At 66.2% G+C, this 16,649-nt stretch carries 13 protein-coding genes; 7 read left to right on the top strand and 6 right to left on the bottom strand.

Annotated elements, in window-relative coordinates; translation table 11 throughout:
• Positions 1-29: 29 nt before the first annotated feature.
• Both ACCQ03_RS14410 and ACCQ03_RS14405 read right to left on the bottom strand, forming a co-directional pair.
• Positions 30-677 carry a hypothetical protein gene (locus tag ACCQ03_RS14410; RefSeq protein WP_057679029.1) on the bottom strand — a complete coding sequence of 216 codons (648 nt, stop codon included), beginning with the start codon at positions 675-677 and terminating at the stop codon, positions 30-32.
• 29 nt (positions 678-706) lie between these two features.
• On the bottom strand, positions 707-1,204 hold the full coding sequence (locus ACCQ03_RS14405) for an RNA polymerase sigma factor (protein ID WP_057679028.1): 498 nt from the start codon (positions 1,202-1,204) through the stop codon (positions 707-709).
• Positions 1,205-1,371: 167 nt separating this feature from the next.
• On the opposite strand from ACCQ03_RS14405, the gene ACCQ03_RS14400 reads away from it, so the two are divergent.
• The 4 genes from ACCQ03_RS14400 (at position 1,372) to ACCQ03_RS14385 (ending at position 8,134) form a co-directional block, all read left to right on the top strand.
• A complete protein-coding gene (locus tag ACCQ03_RS14400) occupies positions 1,372-3,270 on the top strand; it encodes a DEAD/DEAH box helicase (protein ID WP_209225999.1) in 1,899 nt (632 codons plus the stop codon).
• 262 nt (positions 3,271-3,532) lie between these two features.
• Positions 3,533-5,938, top strand: a complete 2,406-nt coding sequence (locus tag ACCQ03_RS14395; protein ID WP_017155818.1) for a putative bifunctional diguanylate cyclase/phosphodiesterase — start codon at positions 3,533-3,535, stop codon at positions 5,936-5,938.
• A gap of 138 nt (positions 5,939-6,076) precedes the next feature.
• Positions 6,077-6,799, top strand: a complete 723-nt coding sequence (locus ACCQ03_RS14390) for a pseudouridine synthase (RefSeq protein WP_209226001.1) — start codon at positions 6,077-6,079, stop codon at positions 6,797-6,799.
• Positions 6,800-7,006: 207 nt separating this feature from the next.
• Positions 7,007-8,134: a GGDEF domain-containing protein gene (locus ACCQ03_RS14385; RefSeq protein ID WP_209226004.1), complete on the top strand. Its 1,128-nt coding sequence runs from the start codon at positions 7,007-7,009 to the stop codon at positions 8,132-8,134.
• A 163-nt stretch (positions 8,135-8,297) separates the two neighbouring features.
• Here the strand turns inward: ACCQ03_RS14385 and ACCQ03_RS14380 are convergent, their stop codons facing one another.
• A complete protein-coding gene (locus ACCQ03_RS14380; RefSeq protein ID WP_209226005.1) occupies positions 8,298-9,245 on the bottom strand; it encodes a DMT family transporter in 948 nt (315 codons plus the stop codon).
• 404 nt (positions 9,246-9,649) lie between these two features.
• Positions 9,650-10,483: a DUF72 domain-containing protein gene (locus ACCQ03_RS14375; RefSeq protein WP_209226007.1), complete on the bottom strand. Its 834-nt coding sequence runs from the start codon at positions 10,481-10,483 to the stop codon at positions 9,650-9,652.
• A 605-nt stretch (positions 10,484-11,088) separates the two neighbouring features.
• Here ACCQ03_RS14375 and rraA point away from each other — a divergent pair.
• The 3 genes from rraA (at position 11,089) to ACCQ03_RS14360 (ending at position 14,618) form a co-directional block, all read left to right on the top strand.
• Complete coding sequence (gene rraA, locus ACCQ03_RS14370; RefSeq protein ID WP_017113654.1) at positions 11,089-11,589, top strand: ribonuclease E activity regulator RraA; 501 nt, start codon at positions 11,089-11,091, stop codon at positions 11,587-11,589.
• A gap of 22 nt (positions 11,590-11,611) precedes the next feature.
• Positions 11,612-13,207, top strand: a complete 1,596-nt coding sequence (locus ACCQ03_RS14365) for a serine hydrolase (protein ID WP_485130637.1) — start codon at positions 11,612-11,614, stop codon at positions 13,205-13,207.
• 145 nt (positions 13,208-13,352) lie between these two features.
• Positions 13,353-14,618: a cation:proton antiporter gene (locus ACCQ03_RS14360; RefSeq protein WP_209226009.1), complete on the top strand. Its 1,266-nt coding sequence runs from the start codon at positions 13,353-13,355 to the stop codon at positions 14,616-14,618.
• A 64-nt stretch (positions 14,619-14,682) separates the two neighbouring features.
• Here the strand turns inward: ACCQ03_RS14360 and ACCQ03_RS14355 are convergent, their stop codons facing one another.
• Entirely contained in the window at positions 14,683-15,876 is a 1,194-nt protein-coding gene (locus ACCQ03_RS14355) for a sensor histidine kinase (protein WP_209226011.1), read from the bottom strand.
• Positions 15,873-16,562 (bottom strand): response regulator, encoded by a 690-nt coding sequence (locus ACCQ03_RS14350; protein WP_005912893.1) that lies wholly within the window; start codon positions 16,560-16,562, stop codon positions 15,873-15,875. The genes ACCQ03_RS14355 and ACCQ03_RS14350 overlap by 4 nt, the downstream gene beginning before the upstream one ends.
• Between the last annotated feature and the right edge of the window lie 87 nt (positions 16,563-16,649).

Raw genomic sequence — 16,649 nt, 5'->3', positions numbered from 1 at the left:
TCGGTGGCAGGGAGGCCGCGATTATCCGCTTACTCGCGCTGGAAACGCGCGATCTGTTCCAGCAGGGTTTCGGTGCGGGCGACGCTGCGGCCGGCATGCGCGGTGTCGAGGCGTTCCAGCCAGGGGTGACCGCTGCGCTGCAGCCGGCGATAGCCCAGCCAGGTGCCGATGCCGCCGATGACACCGACCAGCAGGTTGCATAGCAGCCAGGCGGTTGGCAACGACAGGCCGGTGAGGGCCCGCCATGCAGCGTCTGCCAATGCCACCCATAGCACCCAGAACGCTACGCCCAGCCACGGCGCCACGCGCGTGCGCCAGCGCCGCAGCTGTGCAAGCGCGCGCTGTGTCTGCAGCAGGGGCCTGGCGAAATCCAATTGCGACAACAGCCACAGTTGACGGACCGCAGACGCCGCCAGCGCAACGCACCACGCCTGCAGCAACACGCCGCCGACGACGGCAGCCGCCTGTTCGGCGAACGCACGCCAGCTGTGGGCAACGATGCCACTCAGTGCGATGGCGCACAGCAGTTGCGCCGACTGGCTCAGCCACAACGGGCGTAGCTGGGCGCGTGCTGCGTGGCTGCGCAGCTCGCCGAGCACCTGGTCGGTGAGTGCGGCATGTTGGTCCAGTCGCTGTTCCAGCGAACGCCAGGCCAGGGCGATGTCGTCCAGTTCCATGTCTTGCTCCGGTTGCGGATGGGTGGGGGTCACAGCTCGGCGCGCATACGCGTTTTCAGGCGGCTGAGTTTGGTGGCGACATTGGTTTCGCTGATGCCGAGCACTTCGCCGATCTCGCGATAGCTGTGTTGGTCCAGATAAAGCAGCAGCAACGCGCGTTCCAGCGGCGGTTGCTGTGCGATGAAGGCATACAGCGCGGCCACCTGTTGCTCGCGTACAGGGTCGTGCGCATGGGGATCGGCAATGCGCTCCTGCACCGCATCCAGCGCGATCGGCTCGCTGGCCGCGCGGCGGCCGCGCAGATCGCTGATCGCCACGTTCAGGGCGATGCGGTACATCCAGGTGGAAAAGCGCCGGCCCGGGTCGTAGCCGGGAAATGCCCGCCACAGTTGCGTGGCGATTTCCTGCGCCAGTTCGTCGCGGTCGTCGCGGCCGCGGCAATAGCTGGCCGCCACCTTCAGCACGATGCCGCGATGTTGCTGCAGCAGGGCGCTGAAGCGGGTGTGCAGGTCTGTGTCCAGGGGCATGGCTCCAGTCGGGCAGGTGAGGGGCGACACGGGGATGATTCGCGCAGGAGCGCGATTCCTCACAACCTGAATGGACTGTCACGAAAATTTCGACAGCAAGGGGGCTGAAGAGGCACACTATGCTGCTTTGCGCCTGCCGGCTCCGTGCGGCGCCTCCGGAGTTACCCATGACCCAAGAATCTTCCGCGCCGCTGCTGTTTGCAGATCTCGGCCTCTCGGACGCTGTGATGAAGGCCGTTGCCAATGTTGGCTACGAGTCGCCGTCGCCGATCCAGGCTGCCACCATCCCCGCGTTGCTGGCCGGTCGCGATGTGCTCGGCCAGGCCCAGACCGGCACCGGCAAGACCGCCGCGTTCGCGCTGCCGGTGCTGTCCAACGCCGATCTCAACCAGGTCAAGCCGCAGGCACTGGTGCTGGCCCCGACCCGCGAGCTGGCCATCCAGGTTGCCGAGGCATTCCAGAAATATGCCGAGGCCATTCCCGGCTTCCGTGTGCTGCCGGTCTACGGCGGCCAGCCGTATGCCCAGCAGCTGAGCGCGCTCAAGCGCGGCGTGCACGTGGTCGTCGGTACCCCGGGCCGGGTGATCGATCACCTGGATCGCGGCACCCTGGATCTGTCGCAGCTCAAGACGCTGGTGCTGGACGAAGCCGACGAAATGCTGCGCATGGGCTTCATCGACGATGTCGAAGCGGTGCTGAAGAAGCTGCCGGAGCAGCGCCAGGTGGCCTTGTTCTCGGCCACCATGTCGCCGGCCATCCGCCGGATCGCGCAGACCTACCTGAAAGACCCGGCCGAAGTCACCATCGCGGCCAAGACCACCACCTCGGCCAATATCCGCCAGCGCTACTGGTGGGTGAGCGGGCTGCACAAGCTGGATGCGTTGACCCGCATTCTCGAGGTCGAGCCGTTCGACGGCATGATCATCTTCGCGCGCACCAAGGCGGCCACCGAAGAGCTGGCGCAGAAGCTGCAGGCGCGCGGCATGGCGGCTGCGGCCATCAACGGCGACATGCAGCAGGCCGCACGCGAGAAGACCATCGCCCAGCTCAAGGACGGCAAGCTGGACATCCTGGTCGCCACCGACGTGGCCGCACGCGGTCTGGACGTGGAGCGCATCAGCCACGTGCTGAACTATGACATTCCCTACGACACCGAAAGCTACGTGCACCGCATCGGTCGCACCGGTCGTGCCGGGCGTAACGGCGACGCGATCCTGTTCGTGACGCCGCGCGAGAAGGGCATGCTGCGTTCGATCGAACGCGCCACCCGCCAGCCGATCGAAGAAATGCAGCTGCCGAGCGTGGACGCGGTCAACGACACCCGCGTCGCGCGTTTCATGACCCGCATCACCGAGACCCTGGCCGGTGGCCAGATCGACATGTACCGCGATCTGCTGCAGCGCTACGAGGCCGAAAACAACGTGCCGGCGATCGATATCGCCGCCGCGCTGGCCAAGCTGCTGCAGGGCGATGCCCCGTTCCTGCTGACCCCGCCGGTGCGCGGTGCGCGCGAGGAATCCGCTCCGCGCCAGCGCAACGAGCGTGCCGACCGGGGCGAGCGTCCGCGTTTCGAACCCACGTTCGAACGTGGCCCGCGCGCCGACAGCGACCGCGCTCCGCGCCCGCCCCGCGCTGACAATGCCGGCGAGCGTCCGCGCCGCGAGCCGGCCCCACGTGGGGAGCCGGAGTTCGGCATGGAGAGCTATCGCATCGAAGTAGGCCACAGCCATGGCGTGAAGCCGGCCAACATCGTCGGCGCGATCGCCAACGAAGCCGGTCTGGAAAGTCGTTATATCGGTCGTATCGACATCCAGGACGATTACTCGATCCTGGATCTGCCGGCCGACATGCCGCGCGAATTGCTCGCCCACCTGAAGAAGGTCTGGGTGTCCGGTCAGCAGCTGAACATGCGCAAGCTGGAAGACGGCGAAGCGGCCGGTGCGGCGTCCAAGCCGCGCTTCCCGCGTGGCGGCAAGCCGTCCGGGCGCCCGAACGGCCCGGGCCGTCCGATGGACCGCGCCGGCGCGCCGCACCGCAAGGGTCCGCCGAAGCCGCGCGGCGAGTAAGCCTGCCCGGCACGGCCCGCCGGGACCCCCGCAGCTGGTCGGATTGCCCAGTATCGCTATGCATCAGAGAGCATAGCGAGCGGGTAGGACGTTACGGCGCCTCAGGGCGGCGGCGATCAGGCCGATCCCGTCAGCGTCGCTAACCCCGAGCGCAGGACGCCAAGCGGGCGTAGCCATACAGACTCGGCCGTTGCGGCCGTTACTGCCTTCAGGCGCCCAGTGGGCGCCTGAATCGCACTGGGGCGGCGAAGGACGGACGGCGATGGCGCAGGCAGTACGCGGCAAGGGCGGTGGGCAGACCATGCATCTGGTGCGTGGCTGGCTGACGCTTCCTCTGGCGCTGTTGATCGGTATCGCCGTCTGCATGACGGTGGTGTCGGCGCTGGTGATCGAAGTCCAGTCCGGCGCGACCGCCTGGATCGTCGGCCAGAGCCATTGGTCCAACGCCCAGCAGGAATCGGTGTACTGGATGGAGCGCTACCTGGGCAGCGGCGATACGGCCGATCTGCAGGCCGCCTGCCGCGCGCTGGAAGTGCCGCTGGGCGACCGCGCTGCTCGCGTGGCGATCGAACAGCCGGCGATCGATTGGGACGCGGTCTACGCCGGTCTGGCCGCTGGGCGTAATGCCCATGAAGACATGCCGCAAATGGTGCGGCTGTATCGCTACGGGCATCAATTTCCGTATCTCGGCGACGCCATCGCGCTGTGGAAGCGCACCGACGCCGGCATCCTGCAACTGAGCGACCTGGCCGACCGCGCCGCCTCGGTGCACGCCGCCAACCGGCCCGACCCGCGTGCGCTGCAGGCACTGCGCGATGAACTGCATCTGCTGGACGGCCGCATGCGCCGCGATGCGGCCGAATTCCTGGCCTACCTGACCCGCTGCGCGCGGCTGTTGCACGATGTGATGGTGGTCTGCAGCCTGGCCACCTTGCTGCTGGTGTTGATCACCTGCGTACTGGCGATGCGGCGCATTCGCGATTATCTGCTGTCGCATGAAGGTCGCTTCCGTACCGCGTTTCAGCAGGCGGCGCTGGGCATGGTCAAGTTCGACCTGCGCGGCAATGTGCTGGATGCGAATGCGTCGATGGCCAATGTATTGCTCTACCGGCCCGAAGAGCTGCAGGCGTGCACGCTGGCCGAGGTGATGCATCCGGAAGACATCAAGCTGGACAGCCGCGGCATGCTCGATTGGCCCAAGCTGCTGCAGTCCGGCGAGCTGCGCTTTCTGCGTGCCGACGGCGGGGTGATGTGGGGCCGCTGGAGCGCGTCGTTGGTCGAGCCGGGGCCGGAAGAGCCGACCCTTGTGCTGGCGGTGATCGAAGATGTCTCGCACGCGCACGAGCTGGCCGACGAAGTGGCCTTCCATGCGCGCCACGATGCGATGACCGGGTTGATCAACCGGCATGAAATCGAACGCCGGCTGCTGCGCCTGATCGAGCTGCCGCAATCGCCGCAGATGTGCCACGCGCTGTGTTTTGTCGACCTGGATCACTTCAAGTTGGTCAACGACACCTTCGGGCATGCGGTGGGCGACAGGTTCCTGTGTCACTTCGCCGACGTGATCACCATGCAGCTGCGTTCTGGCGATTGGCTGGGGCGCCTGGGCGGCGATGAGTTCGCCATCCTGCTGGCCAATACCGATCTGGCGCAGGCGCAAATCGTGCTGGAACGCATGCACGGCGTGCTCGGTCAACCGTGGAGCCATCAAGGCGGGCGACCGCTGACGCCCAGTTGCAGTTTTGGCGTGGTGGAGATTCGCCAGGGCGTCAGCGACCTCACCACCTTGATGACCGCCGCCGATCTGGCCTGTCATGCGGCCAAGGAAGAAGGCCGCAACCGCGTTCGCTGCTTCAACGAAAACGATCTGGCGCTGGCGCAGCGCCGCCACGATGGTGGCTGGATCAGTGCGGTGCAACAGGCGATCGCCGAAGAGCGCTTGCTGTTGTACGCGCAGAAGATCCAGGTGCTGAACGACCCGGGGCGCCTGCAGTACGAGGTGCTGGTGCGCATGCGCGCCAGCGACGGGAGGGTGCTGAGCCCGGGTGAATTCTTGCCGGCGGTGGAGCGTTACGGCCTGGGGCGCATGGTCGATACCTATGTGCTGGAAGCGCTGTGCGCGCAGTTGTCGGCCAACCCGATGCATGTGGCGACGCTGGACCTGTGCCACGTCAATCTGTCTGCGCAATCGATCGCGCAGGCGGATTTTCTCGACGTGGTCTGTGCCCTGTTCGAACGCTACCCGGCACTGGTGCCGAAGCTGTGCATGGAGATCACCGAGACCGCAGTCATCGGCGATCTGGAACACGCGCAGCGTTTCGTGCAGAGCGTGCGCGCGCGCGGCTGCCACGTGGCGCTGGACGACTTCGGCAGCGGCCTTGCCTCGTTCGGCTATCTCAAGCAATTCACCGTGGACGTGTTGAAGATCGATTGCGGCTTCGTCCGTAACTACGCGCACGATGCGGTGGATCGCGCGGCGGTGCATTCGATCGCCCAGGTCGGCCTGGCGCTGGGCATCGAGGTGGTCGCCGAAGGCGTGGAATCGGAGGCCGACATCCCCGGTCTGCGCGACGCCGGTGTGGGCCAGGTGCAGGGTTTCAGCCTGCATCGTCCATGCCCGCTGGAAGAGCTGTTGCACACGCCGCAGCTGGTGGCCGTCTCCGGGTAAGCGCGCCTGACCCAGGCGACGTCGCGCAGCGTCATGCCGGTGCTGCGTGCACACGCCTTTGCGACGGCCTGCTGCCGATTGCTGGCCCGGGCAGCCGGCATGACGCACGGCCTGCTCCAAATCGCCGATAATTGGCAGATGACGATCCGACTCAACAAATACATCGCCGAAACCGGCTTCTGCTCACGCCGCGAGGCCGATCGCCTGATCGGAGAACGCAGGGTCACCGTCAATGGCGTGCCCGCCGGCACCGGCGCGGTGGTGGGCGAGGAAGATACCGTGCTGGTGGATGGCCAGCCGCTACGCATGCGCGAGGCCAAGAAGCTCGGCGGTCGCAAGCACGTCTATATCGCGCTCAACAAGCCGGTGGGCATCACCTGCACCACCGAGAGTTCGGTCAAGGGCAATATCGTCGAATTCGTCGGTCACGAGCAGCGCATCTTTCCGATCGGCCGGCTCGACAAGGACTCCGAAGGGCTGATCCTGTTGACCAGCAACGGCAACATCGTCAACGAGATCCTACGTGCGGAAAATCGCCACCAGAAGGAATATCTGGTCGCGGTCAACAAATCGGTCACCGACGAATTCCTGCGTGGCATGGCACGCGGCGTGCGCATCCACAACGAAACCACGCTGCCGTGTCGCACCGCGCGCATTGCCAAATTCGGCTTCCGCATCGTGCTGGAGCAAGGCCTGAATCGGCAGATTCGCCTGATGGCTGCCGAATTCGGCTACCGGGTGACGCAACTGCGCCGGGTGCGCATCGACAACATCAAGCTGGCTGCGCTCAAGCCGGGGCAGTGGCGCAACCTCAGCGATGCGGAATTGCGCGGGCTGCTGCCGCAACGCACCGACTGGTAAGTGCCTGTGCCGGGCCGGCTGCATCGCTGCCAGGTCAGCGCAGCCGGCGTTTCAGACACGGCACATGCGCGCGTGGTACTGCCGTGCTGCCGCGCCACACGTGCAACCCCGCGGCGGGTATTTGCGCCCGCCCGATGGATCACCCTTCGACACGGCCGATGTCGGCCAGGGCGGTGCTTGCGGCACGGCAGGGTGCGGGCCAGCCAGATGGTGGCACTTGCCGGGCTCCGGCATACTTTCACAGATAACAGCCAGGGGGCGGCAGTGATCAAACCGGAATTGCCGAGCAACGAGGCCGAGCGGTTGGCCGCGCTGCGCCAGTACGACGTGCTGGATACGCCGGCCGAACGTGCATTCGACGACCTGACCATGATTGCCTCCACGCTGTGCGAGACGCAGATGGCGGCGGTGGTGCTGGTGGACGAAGACCGGCAATGGTTCAAGTCTGCGCACGGTGCGCCACGCAGCCAGGCACCACGCGATATCTCGTTCTGCGCGCACGCGATCCTGCGCCCGGACGAAGTGCTGATGGTGGACGACACCTTGCTGGACCCACGCTTCCACGATAACCCGATGGTGGTCGGCAGCGGCGGGGTGCGCTTCTACGCCGGCGCGCCGCTGGTGACCAGCCAGGGCATGGCGCTGGGCTCGCTGTGCGTGTTCGACCAGACCCCGGCGCACCTGCGCGAAGACCAGCGCCACGCCTTGCAGGCCTTGTCGCGCCAGGCCTCGCACCTGCTCGAGTTGCGGTTGGCCGGCAGGAAGTTGCGCCAGCAGTTGCACGAGCGCGAGTGGTACGAACAGCAGATGGCCGGCTATTACGCGCAGATGGATGCGTTGAACGCCGACTTGGTCGAACAGACCCGTACCGATCCGTTGACCGGCCTGCCCAACCGGCGCGCGTTCGCGGTGGCACTGGCGGCGGCCACCGAACAGGCGCGTGCGGTGGGCCAGCCGCTGTCGGTCGCGCTGCTGGACGTGGATCATTTCAAGACCGTCAACGATGTGCATGGGCACGATCAGGGCGATGCAGTGCTGCGCGCACTGTCCACGTTGTTGCGTGCGCATATGGCCGGTGCCGGCACCATCGCCCGGTATGGCGGCGAGGAATTCGTGTTGCTGCTGCCCAATGCGGATCTGCTGCAGGCACGCGTGCAATGCGAATACCTGCGCCAGAGCGTGGCGGCGATGACGATCGCGCTGCCGGTGACGGTGAGTATCGGCGTGGCGACCTTGTACCCGCAGGAAAGCGTGGAGGCAGTGATCAAGCGCGCCGACCAGGCCCTGTATGCGGCCAAGCGCGGCGGGCGCGATCAGGTGGTTGCGCTGGAGTAGGGGCGGGCGTGGCTGCGCGCCTGCCGATGCAGATGGCCTGGCAAGCGCATGGGGCGTCGATTGCCATGTGCCGGGCGCCGAACCCGCGCGATGCAGCGTGAGCGTCGGCGCGCATCAACGCAGAGGTCGCTGTGAAGATGCGTGGTCTTGCAGCGCAGTGCAATCAGTCGACGATGTTCTTCGCCTCGGCTGTGCCGAGCACTTCCGGGTGCGCGACCGTGCGCCGACGCTCCAGGACCGGATGCAGGAATACCGCGCCGAGAATGATTGCCACGCCGAGATAGAACTGCAGGGTCAGTTCGCGTTGTTCGCCCAGCAGCGCGATCGCCAGCACGATGGCGTAGACCGGTTCGAGATTGGTCACCAGTTGCACCGAATAGGCGCTCAGATGCCGCAAGGCGATCAGCGCCAGCGCGAACGGCAGCAAGGTGCAGGCCAGCGACAACGCCAGCAGCAACACGCCATCGTGCAGGCTGGGGATCACCAGCAGATCGCCATGCAACGCCGGCAGCAGCAGCGGCATGGCCGGTGCAAGCAGGGTCAGGGTCAACGTGCCGGCACCCAGTTCCAGCGCGGTGACGGTGAGCGGGTCGGCATGCGCCACCATGCGCTTGTTGAGCGAGCCGAATAGCCCGACGAACACCGCCGAAATCGCGCCTACCACCACGCCGGCCCGCATGCCGTCCGGCACCCCGCCGACGACCAGCGCCACGCCGGGCAACACGGCCAGCCCGAACAGCAGCTCGCGCGGACGGAATGGGCGATGCGTGACCAATGGCTCGATGACCGCGGTGAACACCGGCGCCAGTGCGATACAGGTCGCCGCCACCGATGCATTGGCCAGCTTGATCGCGCCGTAGAAGGTGAGCCAGTGCAAGGCAACCAGCGCGCCGATGCCGCAATAGCCCAGCACCACACGCCCGGACAAGCCGCGCAACCCCCGCCACACGCGTGGCCACAAGGCCAGTGCCACCACGACGATCAACATGCGCCACCACACCAGCGGCAATGCCTGCAGCGTGATCAGCTTGCCCAGGATCGCGGTGATGCCCCAAAGCAGGACGCAGAAGTGAATTTGCAGTTGCGCCTTGCGCAGGTCGGTCGTGGGCATGCGTCATCGTCGCCGAAAACGGCGTGATGTTGCGCTGCGAGGGAATCGGCGGCGGCGTGCAGCGGCGCCGATGGAGGGATGGCTGATCAGGCTGTCGCGCAGTCATCGCGCGAGACGCCCGCCATCGACCGACTTGCATCACGGCAGGAGAGTCCACGAGCGATGCATCACCCCACGCCGCGATCGATCGCCGTACCCCGGCGCGCAACGCCGTGCTCAGGAGACGGCCGCATCCATCATCGCCGATTGTCCTCATGCGCGGGCCAAGAGCGGCTGATACACCAACAAGCCGTCGTCAGATGGCTGTGGATGCCGCACGCAGCATCCGAACGTACGCATGCAACCTGCCGATTCCCAAGCCGCCGCGCCCATATCGCCGCTGGGCTGTCGTGTTGCGAGCTGCTCTAACGCGCCGACACTTCTTTCAACAGCGCCATCGCCGCTGCCGGGTTGCGTTCCTTCGCCGCACTGATGAAAAACACGAAGACCTCGCGCGGCTGCGGCGCTGGCGCCGTCGTTGCATCCACGTGCGGCAGGTCGGCCGGGTCTTCGCCGCGGCGCCAGGCCTTGATGCGCTCTGCCCAGCGCGCCAATGCCGGCGCCGGATACCCCGCATGCAGGCGCGCCTGGCTGCGCATCAGACGTGCATAGACGAAATCCGTGGACAGATCGGCGAACGAGGGGTGCTCATCCGAATCGGTGAACACCGTGGCCACGCCATGGCCGCGCACCAATGCGAGCAGCGCCGCATCCACCGCATCATGGTCGCGGATCTCCAGTACATGGCGCAGCGCACGCGTGCCTGCACGCTTGGGCAGCAACGACAAAAACGCGTCCAGATCGTCGGCCTGCAGCCGGTGCCCTTGTTCGAATTGCCACACCAGCGGCCCAAGGGTATCGCCGAGCTCGACAATGCCGCCGATGAAATCTTCCACCTGCGCCTTGGTACCGGCCAGTTTGCGCGACTGGGTAATGCGGCGCGGCGCCTTGGCCGAGAACACGAAGCCGGGCGGCACCTCATCGCGCCACTTCGCGTACGTGGCCGGCTTCTGCGTGCCGTAATAGGTTCCGTTGATTTCGATGGCGGTGACGTGGCGGCTTGCGTATTCCAGCTCGCGGCGCTGCACCAGCCCTTCCGGGTAGAACATGCCCGCCCGCCACGGCGCATAGACCCAGCCACCAATGCCGATGTGGATGCCGTCGAGGGCGGGCGGGGCGGAAGCGAACAGATCGGTCATTGCATGGATACTCGCTGGCGAGGTCGTGCGTCGTTGCGGATGCGTCAATGGGTGCGACGCGCGCCGGCCGATCATAGCCGTGGCGCAGGTGGCGCGATGAGAAACGCGGCGGCCAATGAGGCGCCGCGGTGAAGGGCAATGGTTGAGCCTGCATGACGCAACGGTGCATCGCAGTGGGGCGGTCGTCTTACCGAAGTGCGTTGCCCCTGCGCTGGTCTGCCGTGTTGGGGTTACACGCCGCCGGGGGTGAGCTGCGCACGCCACCGACGGCGTCGCTGCCGGCAACCCACGTCGGCTGCGTTGCGTCTCGGTGCCGCAATTCGGCGTCTTCGCAGTGCTTACCTCAAGCAGATGCCCTGGACGCCAGCGCAGCAGCGCGCTGCCGAGGCCCATACGCGGCAAGCGCCGCATGGCGACTGCCTTGTCGCGACCATCATGAAACGGCGAACGCAGCGGTGTCCGCGTGTGCGCACTGTCGTTGCGCGTGCGTGCCTGCATGTCGCGTTATCGGGTATCGGATAGCGGATATCGGGCATCCGTCCCCCATCGCCCGCGCGCCGCCACGGCCGGCTACCATGCCAGCTCTGCCGCGCGAGATCGCCCCGATGACCTGGACCACGCCTGATCTGTGTGACCGCTACCCCGACGTGACGATCGCCGAACCGCTGTTCCGCCACTTCGGCGGGCGTACGGCATTCGCCGGACCGATGGTCACGGTGCGCTGTTTCGAAGACAACTCGCGGGTACGCGAGCTGGCCGCCACGCCGGGCGATGGCCGCGTGCTGGTGGTGGACGGGCAGGGCTCGCTCAAGCATGCGCTGCTAGGCGACCAGATCGCGGCCAACGCAGTGGCCAACGGCTGGGCCGGCGTGCTGATTCACGGCTGCGTGCGCGATGTCGAGATTCTTGCCACGTTGCCGCTGGGGGTACTGGCGCTGGCGGCTTGCCCGCGCCGTACCGAGCGACGCGATCTGGGCGATGTGGATGTGCCGGTGAATTTTGCCGGCGTGCCCTTCGTTCCTGGCCATTGGCTGTATGCCGATGCCAATGGCGTGCTGGTGGCGCCGCAACCGCTGGCGCTGGATGGCGCCGGCGGATCGATCTGACCAACAACCTGAAGGTGATGCAGTGACCTTGAACCGATGGCTGAGTGGGGGCGTGCTGATGGTGGCAAGCTTGGTGACGACAACGCATGCGGCCGAGCTTCCCGCCGGCATGCAGCAGTTCGATGCGCAGATGGAACGCGTGCGCAAGCAGTTCGACGTGCCCGGTCTCGCGGTGGCCATCGTCAAGGACGGCCAGGTGGTGCTGGAGTGCGGCTACGGCGTGCGCGAGACCGGCAAGCCCGCGCCGGTGCAGGCCGACACGTTGTTTGCCATTGCCTCCAATACCAAGGCATTCACTGCCGCATCGCTGTCGATTCTGGCCGATGAAGGCAAGCTCTCGCTCGACGACAAGGTCATCGACCATCTGCCGTGGTTTCGCATGTCCGACCCGTATGTGAGCGGACAAATGCGCATCCGCGATCTGCTGGCGCACCGCAGCGGCCTGAGCCTGGGCGCTGGCGATCTGTTGTTCTGGCCCAGCACCAGCTATACCACCGAAGAGGTCGTGCAGCGCCTGGCCAAGGTGCCGCTGAAGGGCGGCTTTCGCGACCGCTATGCCTACGACAACATCCTGTACGCCGTTGCCCAGAAGGTGATCGAGCAGGTATCCGGGCAGAGTTACGCGGCGTTTCTGCAGCAACGCATCTTCGACCCGGTGGGCATGCGCGGCACGCGCTTCAACGCCGACCATCTGCAGCCCGGCGATCACGCGGCAGTCGGGCATGCCAAGTACGACTTTACCGAGCTGCGTACGGTGGCGCCGCTGACCTGGTCCAACAACTCCGGTGCCGGCGGCATCTATGCCAGCGCGCACGACATGGCGCTGTGGATGAACGTGCAGCTGGCCGGCGGCATCCTGCCCGATGGCAAACCCCTGTTCAGCGCCAAGCGTCAGCAGGAAATGTGGTCGATGATCACGCCGATCCCGATCGGCGAGGTGCAGGTGCCCGAGCTTGCCGCGGCGCGGCCGAACTTCGCCGGCTACGGTGAGGGCTGGAGCCTGAGCGACTACCGCGGCCATCGCATGGTCTGGCATACCGGCGGCTGGCCCGGCATGGTGTCGCGCCTGACGCTGCTGCCGGATCAGAAGCTGGGCGTGGTGGTGTTGACCAACCAGGAAGTGGGCGCTGCGTTCAACGCCGTGACCTTCCAGATGCTGGATGCGTTTTTGCAGGTGCCGTCCACGGACTGGACCGCCGCCTACGCCAAACTGGTGGAGAAGGCCGACAGCGATGCGGACGCAAGTTGGAAGAAGCACCAGGAAGCGCGTGCGGCGCGTTCGACGCCGTCGTTGCCGCTGCGCAGCTACGCGACCACCTATCGCGACCCCTGGTACGGCGATGTGGTGATCGTCCAGGATGGCAAGCGGCTGCGCATGCAGTTCGCCAAGACCGCCCAGTTGGTGGGCACGCTGGAGCATTGGCAGCACGACAGCTTCATCGTGCGCTGGGACGACCGCTCCTTGAATGCCGATGCCTTCGTCAATTTTGCGCTGACCCCGGATGGCGCGGTGCGCGAGATGCGCATGGAGCCGATTTCGCCGCTGACCGATTTCAGCTTCGATTTCCAGGACCTGGTGCTGACGCCGGTGCCGGCGCAGGCCGCTGCGGGCACATGATGCAGACAAGCGCCGATGGCCTGCGCGCCGTGCCTGGCGGGCCCAAGCGCGCAGGTGGGCTCAGATCGCCACGGCGGCCGCACGCTATCGGAGTGCGGCAGCTCCGGTTACGATCTGCGCACTTTTCAGGGATGTCGCCGCACGCATGACCACTCCGCAGATGTCGGTGTATTTCTTTTTGCAGGCTGCCGCGATTTTGTTGGTGTGCCGGCTGGTCGGCATGCTGGCCAAGCGCCTCGGGCAACCGCAGGTGGTGGGCGAAATGATTGCCGGCGTGATGCTGGGGCCTTCGTTGTTCGGCTTGCTGGCGCCGGGCGTGCAAGCAGCCCTGTTCCCCAAGCAGACCATGGACGTGCTGTATGTGTTCGCGCAGTTCGGCGTGGGCCTGTACATGTTCCTGGTCGGAACCGATTTCCGCGGCGACCACTTCCGCGCGCGCTATCGCAGCGCCATGAGCGTGTCGATGGCGGGCATCGCGGTGCCGTTCCTGCTGGCGTTTGCCATGTGCCCGTGGCTGATCAACGTGGAAGGCCTGTTTTCGGAACAGGCCAAGCTGACCGAAGCGTCGCTGTTCCTGGGCGCGGCCATTGCGATCACCGCCTTCCCGATGCTGGCGCGCATCATCCACGAACGCGGTCTGACCAATAGCCCGTTGGGCACCTTGGCGCTGACCGCCGGCGCGTTCGACGATGCGGCAGCGTGGTGCATTTTGGCCGTGGTGCTGGCCAGTTTCGGCGGCAGTTGGGGCAATGCCTACCTGGCCATCGGCGGCGGCATCGGCTATGCGGTGTTCATGATTTTCGTCGGCCGGCATCTGCTCAAGCGGCTGGCCGATCATGTGGTGCCCGGCCAGCCGCTGAGCAACAGTGTCCTGGCGGTGGTGCTGATCCTGTTCTGCGTCAGCGCCTGGGCGATGGATGCGATCGGCATCCATGCGGTGTTCGGCGGTTTCCTGCTCGGGGTCTGCTTGCCCAGGGGCGCATTGACCGAGAAGCTGCGCGAGATGCTGCAGCCGTTCGTCGTGGTGTTGCTGCTGCCGATGTTCTTCACCTATTCGGGCTTGAAAACCCAGCTCAGCGTGTTGCTGCAGCCGCAGATCATGCTGGCTGGCGTGGCGATCCTGGCCGCATCGTTCATCGGCAAGGGCGTGGCCTGCTGGGCCGCGGCGCGTGCGACCGGCGAGAACAACCGCGACGCGATGGCGATCGGCTCGCTGATGAATGCACGCGGGCTGATGGAGCTGATCATCATCAATATCGGCTTGCAGGCCGGTGTCATCGAACAGGGCCTGTTCTCGGTGCTGGTGCTGATGGCGATCGTGTCCACGCTGATGGCCACTCCGTTGTTCAACTGGATCATGCGCCGCCACGCCCATGTGAGCGATGCGGTGCCGAGCCTGCAATCGCGGTGATCGGGCGCGCAACTGCCCGCGGGTGCGGGCACTTGCACTGGCGTGTGCGCGGCCGAGCGTTGCGTCAACGCCCCAGCGGTAACTGCACGCTGGCCAGCAGGCCACCGCCGGGGCGATTGCTGACGACCAGTTGGCCATCGTGCGCCTGGCAGATGGCCGAGGCGATCGCCAGGCCCAGGCCGCTGCCGCCGGAATGCCGCGCGCGCGAGCTGTCGGCACGCCAGAAGCGGTCCAGCAGGTGCGGCAGTTGCGCAGGCGCCACGCCGGGACCGCGGTCGCCGACGGTGAGCTGCACGCTGTTGCCGTCGCGACGCACCTGGATCTCCAGCAGCTTGCCGGCTGCGGCGTAGCGCAACGCGTTATCGATCAGGATCGACAGCACCTGGCCCAGCCGGTGCCGGTCGGCATGCAGGCGCAGCGCCGGATGCGTGGGGTAGTGGATGGTCATCTGCGCCTCGCGCAGTGCCGGCCCTGCCCATTCGATACGCTCGGCGACGAGCTCCCGCAGCTCGACGCTTTCCGGCTCCAGCACCAGCTGGCCGGCACGCGCCAGCGACACCAGGTGCAGGTCGCCGATCAGGCGATTGATCTGCTCCAGCTGGCGATGTACCAGCCGCAGTTGCTCGGGTTCGCGCGGGAAAACGTCGTCCAGCATGCCTTGCACGCGTCCCATCGCGGCATTGAGCGGGGTGCGCAATTCATGCGCCAGCATCGCGCTGGAGTCGCGTAATTCGCGCTCGTACTGCTGCAGCCTGCCGCTCATCGTATTGAAGTCCTCGGCCAGCGCGGTGAGCTCGTCCGGCGCGCCGCGCACCACTTGTGCGCGTGCGCCGAAATCGCCATCGCTGACCCGGTGCGCCGCGAAAGCCACCTGCGAAAACTGCCGCGAGAGCGGCCGCGACGCGAGCAGGCCGCAGAACAAAATGACCGGCACCGAGATGGCCATCATGGCGCCCAGCATCCACCAGTCCGGATTGGCCAGCCCGGGCAGGAAATTTTCGATGTCGTAATAGCGCTGGAACAGCTCCCACAGGCGGGCCTGGTTGGCCCTGGGCTGCTCGATCAGCTCGGAGATCTCCGCACGCGGCCCGGCCGGCACGGTGCTCAGGATCAGGCTGTAGCGCAGGTTGAAATAGCACCACATGCCGAACGCGATGACCATCATGGTCACCACCGCCAGCGCGCTCATGCGCAGCCCCACCCACCACCACAGGGGCGCCTGGTTGCGCCAGGCATGAAACCGCCGCAGCACCTTCATTGAAAGCGATACCCCACTGCACGCACGGTGACCAGCACACCGGTGATGCCATGCACTTCGAGTTTGCGGCGCAGGTTGTGGATGTGCGAGTCCACCACCCGTTCCAATGCATCGCTGTCGGGCAGGCAGGCGTCGAGCAGTTCGCTGCGCGTAAAGGCCTTGAACGGCGTCTTGAGCAGCAGCGCGAGCAGGTTGAATTCGGTCGGGGTCAGATCCAGCGCCACGCTGTCGCCGTTTTCGTGTTGCACGCTGGCCACCACGGCGGCCGGATCCACGCTGAGCCGACCGTGCTGCAACGGCTCGCCCGGTGCGCGCACCGCCACGCTCCGGCGTAGCACCGCATGCACGCGCGCCACCACCTCCTTGGGGCTGTACGGCTTGACCACGTAATCGTCGGCGCCGTAGCGCAGGGCGCCGAGCTTTTCCGGCTCGTCGCCGATGGCGGTGACCATGATCACCGGCGTGTCGCCGGCGCGGCGGATCGTCGACAGCACCTCGATGCCGCTGAGCTTGGGCAGCATCACGTCCAGCAGCACCAGATCCGGTGCCCATTGCCGGTGTAGCTGGATGGCGCGTTCGCCATCGCCGGCCACCGCCACATCGAAGCCGTCGCGGCGCAGATAGGCCTCCAGAATGCTGGCGCTATCGCTGTCGTCTTCCACCAGCAGAACCTTTTTGCCTGTCATGGCGTGTTGCCCTGTCGTCTCGATCAAATCTGGATAATTCCCGAAAACAACCTGGACGCTGCGGGTCGAGGATGTCGGTCGAGATTG

Origin of the sequence: Xanthomonas sp. NCPPB 3569, from assembly GCF_041475645.2 — a bacterium.
Lineage (GTDB): Bacteria > Pseudomonadota > Gammaproteobacteria > Xanthomonadales > Xanthomonadaceae > Xanthomonas > Xanthomonas phaseoli.
Note: the sequence above shows the minus strand (reverse complement) of the source record. Positions and strands in the feature narration are given on the sequence as shown.

What these genes read in the sequence shown, in the direction of transcription:
- ACCQ03_RS14410 (WP_057679029.1), bottom strand. Translation starts at nt 677, where the DNA reads ATGGAACTGGACGACATCGCCCTGGCCTGGCGTTCGCTGGAACAGCGA.
- ACCQ03_RS14405 (WP_057679028.1), bottom strand. Translation starts at nt 1,204, where the DNA reads ATGCCCCTGGACACAGACCTGCACACCCGCTTCAGCGCCCTGCTGCAG.
- ACCQ03_RS14400 (WP_209225999.1), top strand. Translation starts at nt 1,372, where the DNA reads ATGACCCAAGAATCTTCCGCGCCGCTGCTGTTTGCAGATCTCGGCCTC.
- ACCQ03_RS14395 (WP_017155818.1), top strand. Translation starts at nt 3,533, where the DNA reads ATGGCGCAGGCAGTACGCGGCAAGGGCGGTGGGCAGACCATGCATCTG.
- ACCQ03_RS14390 (WP_209226001.1), top strand. Translation starts at nt 6,077, where the DNA reads ATGACGATCCGACTCAACAAATACATCGCCGAAACCGGCTTCTGCTCA.
- ACCQ03_RS14385 (WP_209226004.1), top strand. Translation starts at nt 7,007, where the DNA reads ATGGTGGCACTTGCCGGGCTCCGGCATACTTTCACAGATAACAGCCAG.
- ACCQ03_RS14380 (WP_209226005.1), bottom strand. Translation starts at nt 9,245, where the DNA reads ATGCCCACGACCGACCTGCGCAAGGCGCAACTGCAAATTCACTTCTGC.
- ACCQ03_RS14375 (WP_209226007.1), bottom strand. Translation starts at nt 10,483, where the DNA reads ATGACCGATCTGTTCGCTTCCGCCCCGCCCGCCCTCGACGGCATCCAC.
- rraA (WP_017113654.1), top strand. Translation starts at nt 11,089, where the DNA reads ATGACCTGGACCACGCCTGATCTGTGTGACCGCTACCCCGACGTGACG.
- ACCQ03_RS14360 (WP_209226009.1), top strand. Translation starts at nt 13,353, where the DNA reads ATGACCACTCCGCAGATGTCGGTGTATTTCTTTTTGCAGGCTGCCGCG.
- ACCQ03_RS14355 (WP_209226011.1), bottom strand. Translation starts at nt 15,876, where the DNA reads ATGAAGGTGCTGCGGCGGTTTCATGCCTGGCGCAACCAGGCGCCCCTG.
- ACCQ03_RS14350 (WP_005912893.1), bottom strand. Translation starts at nt 16,562, where the DNA reads ATGACAGGCAAAAAGGTTCTGCTGGTGGAAGACGACAGCGATAGCGCC.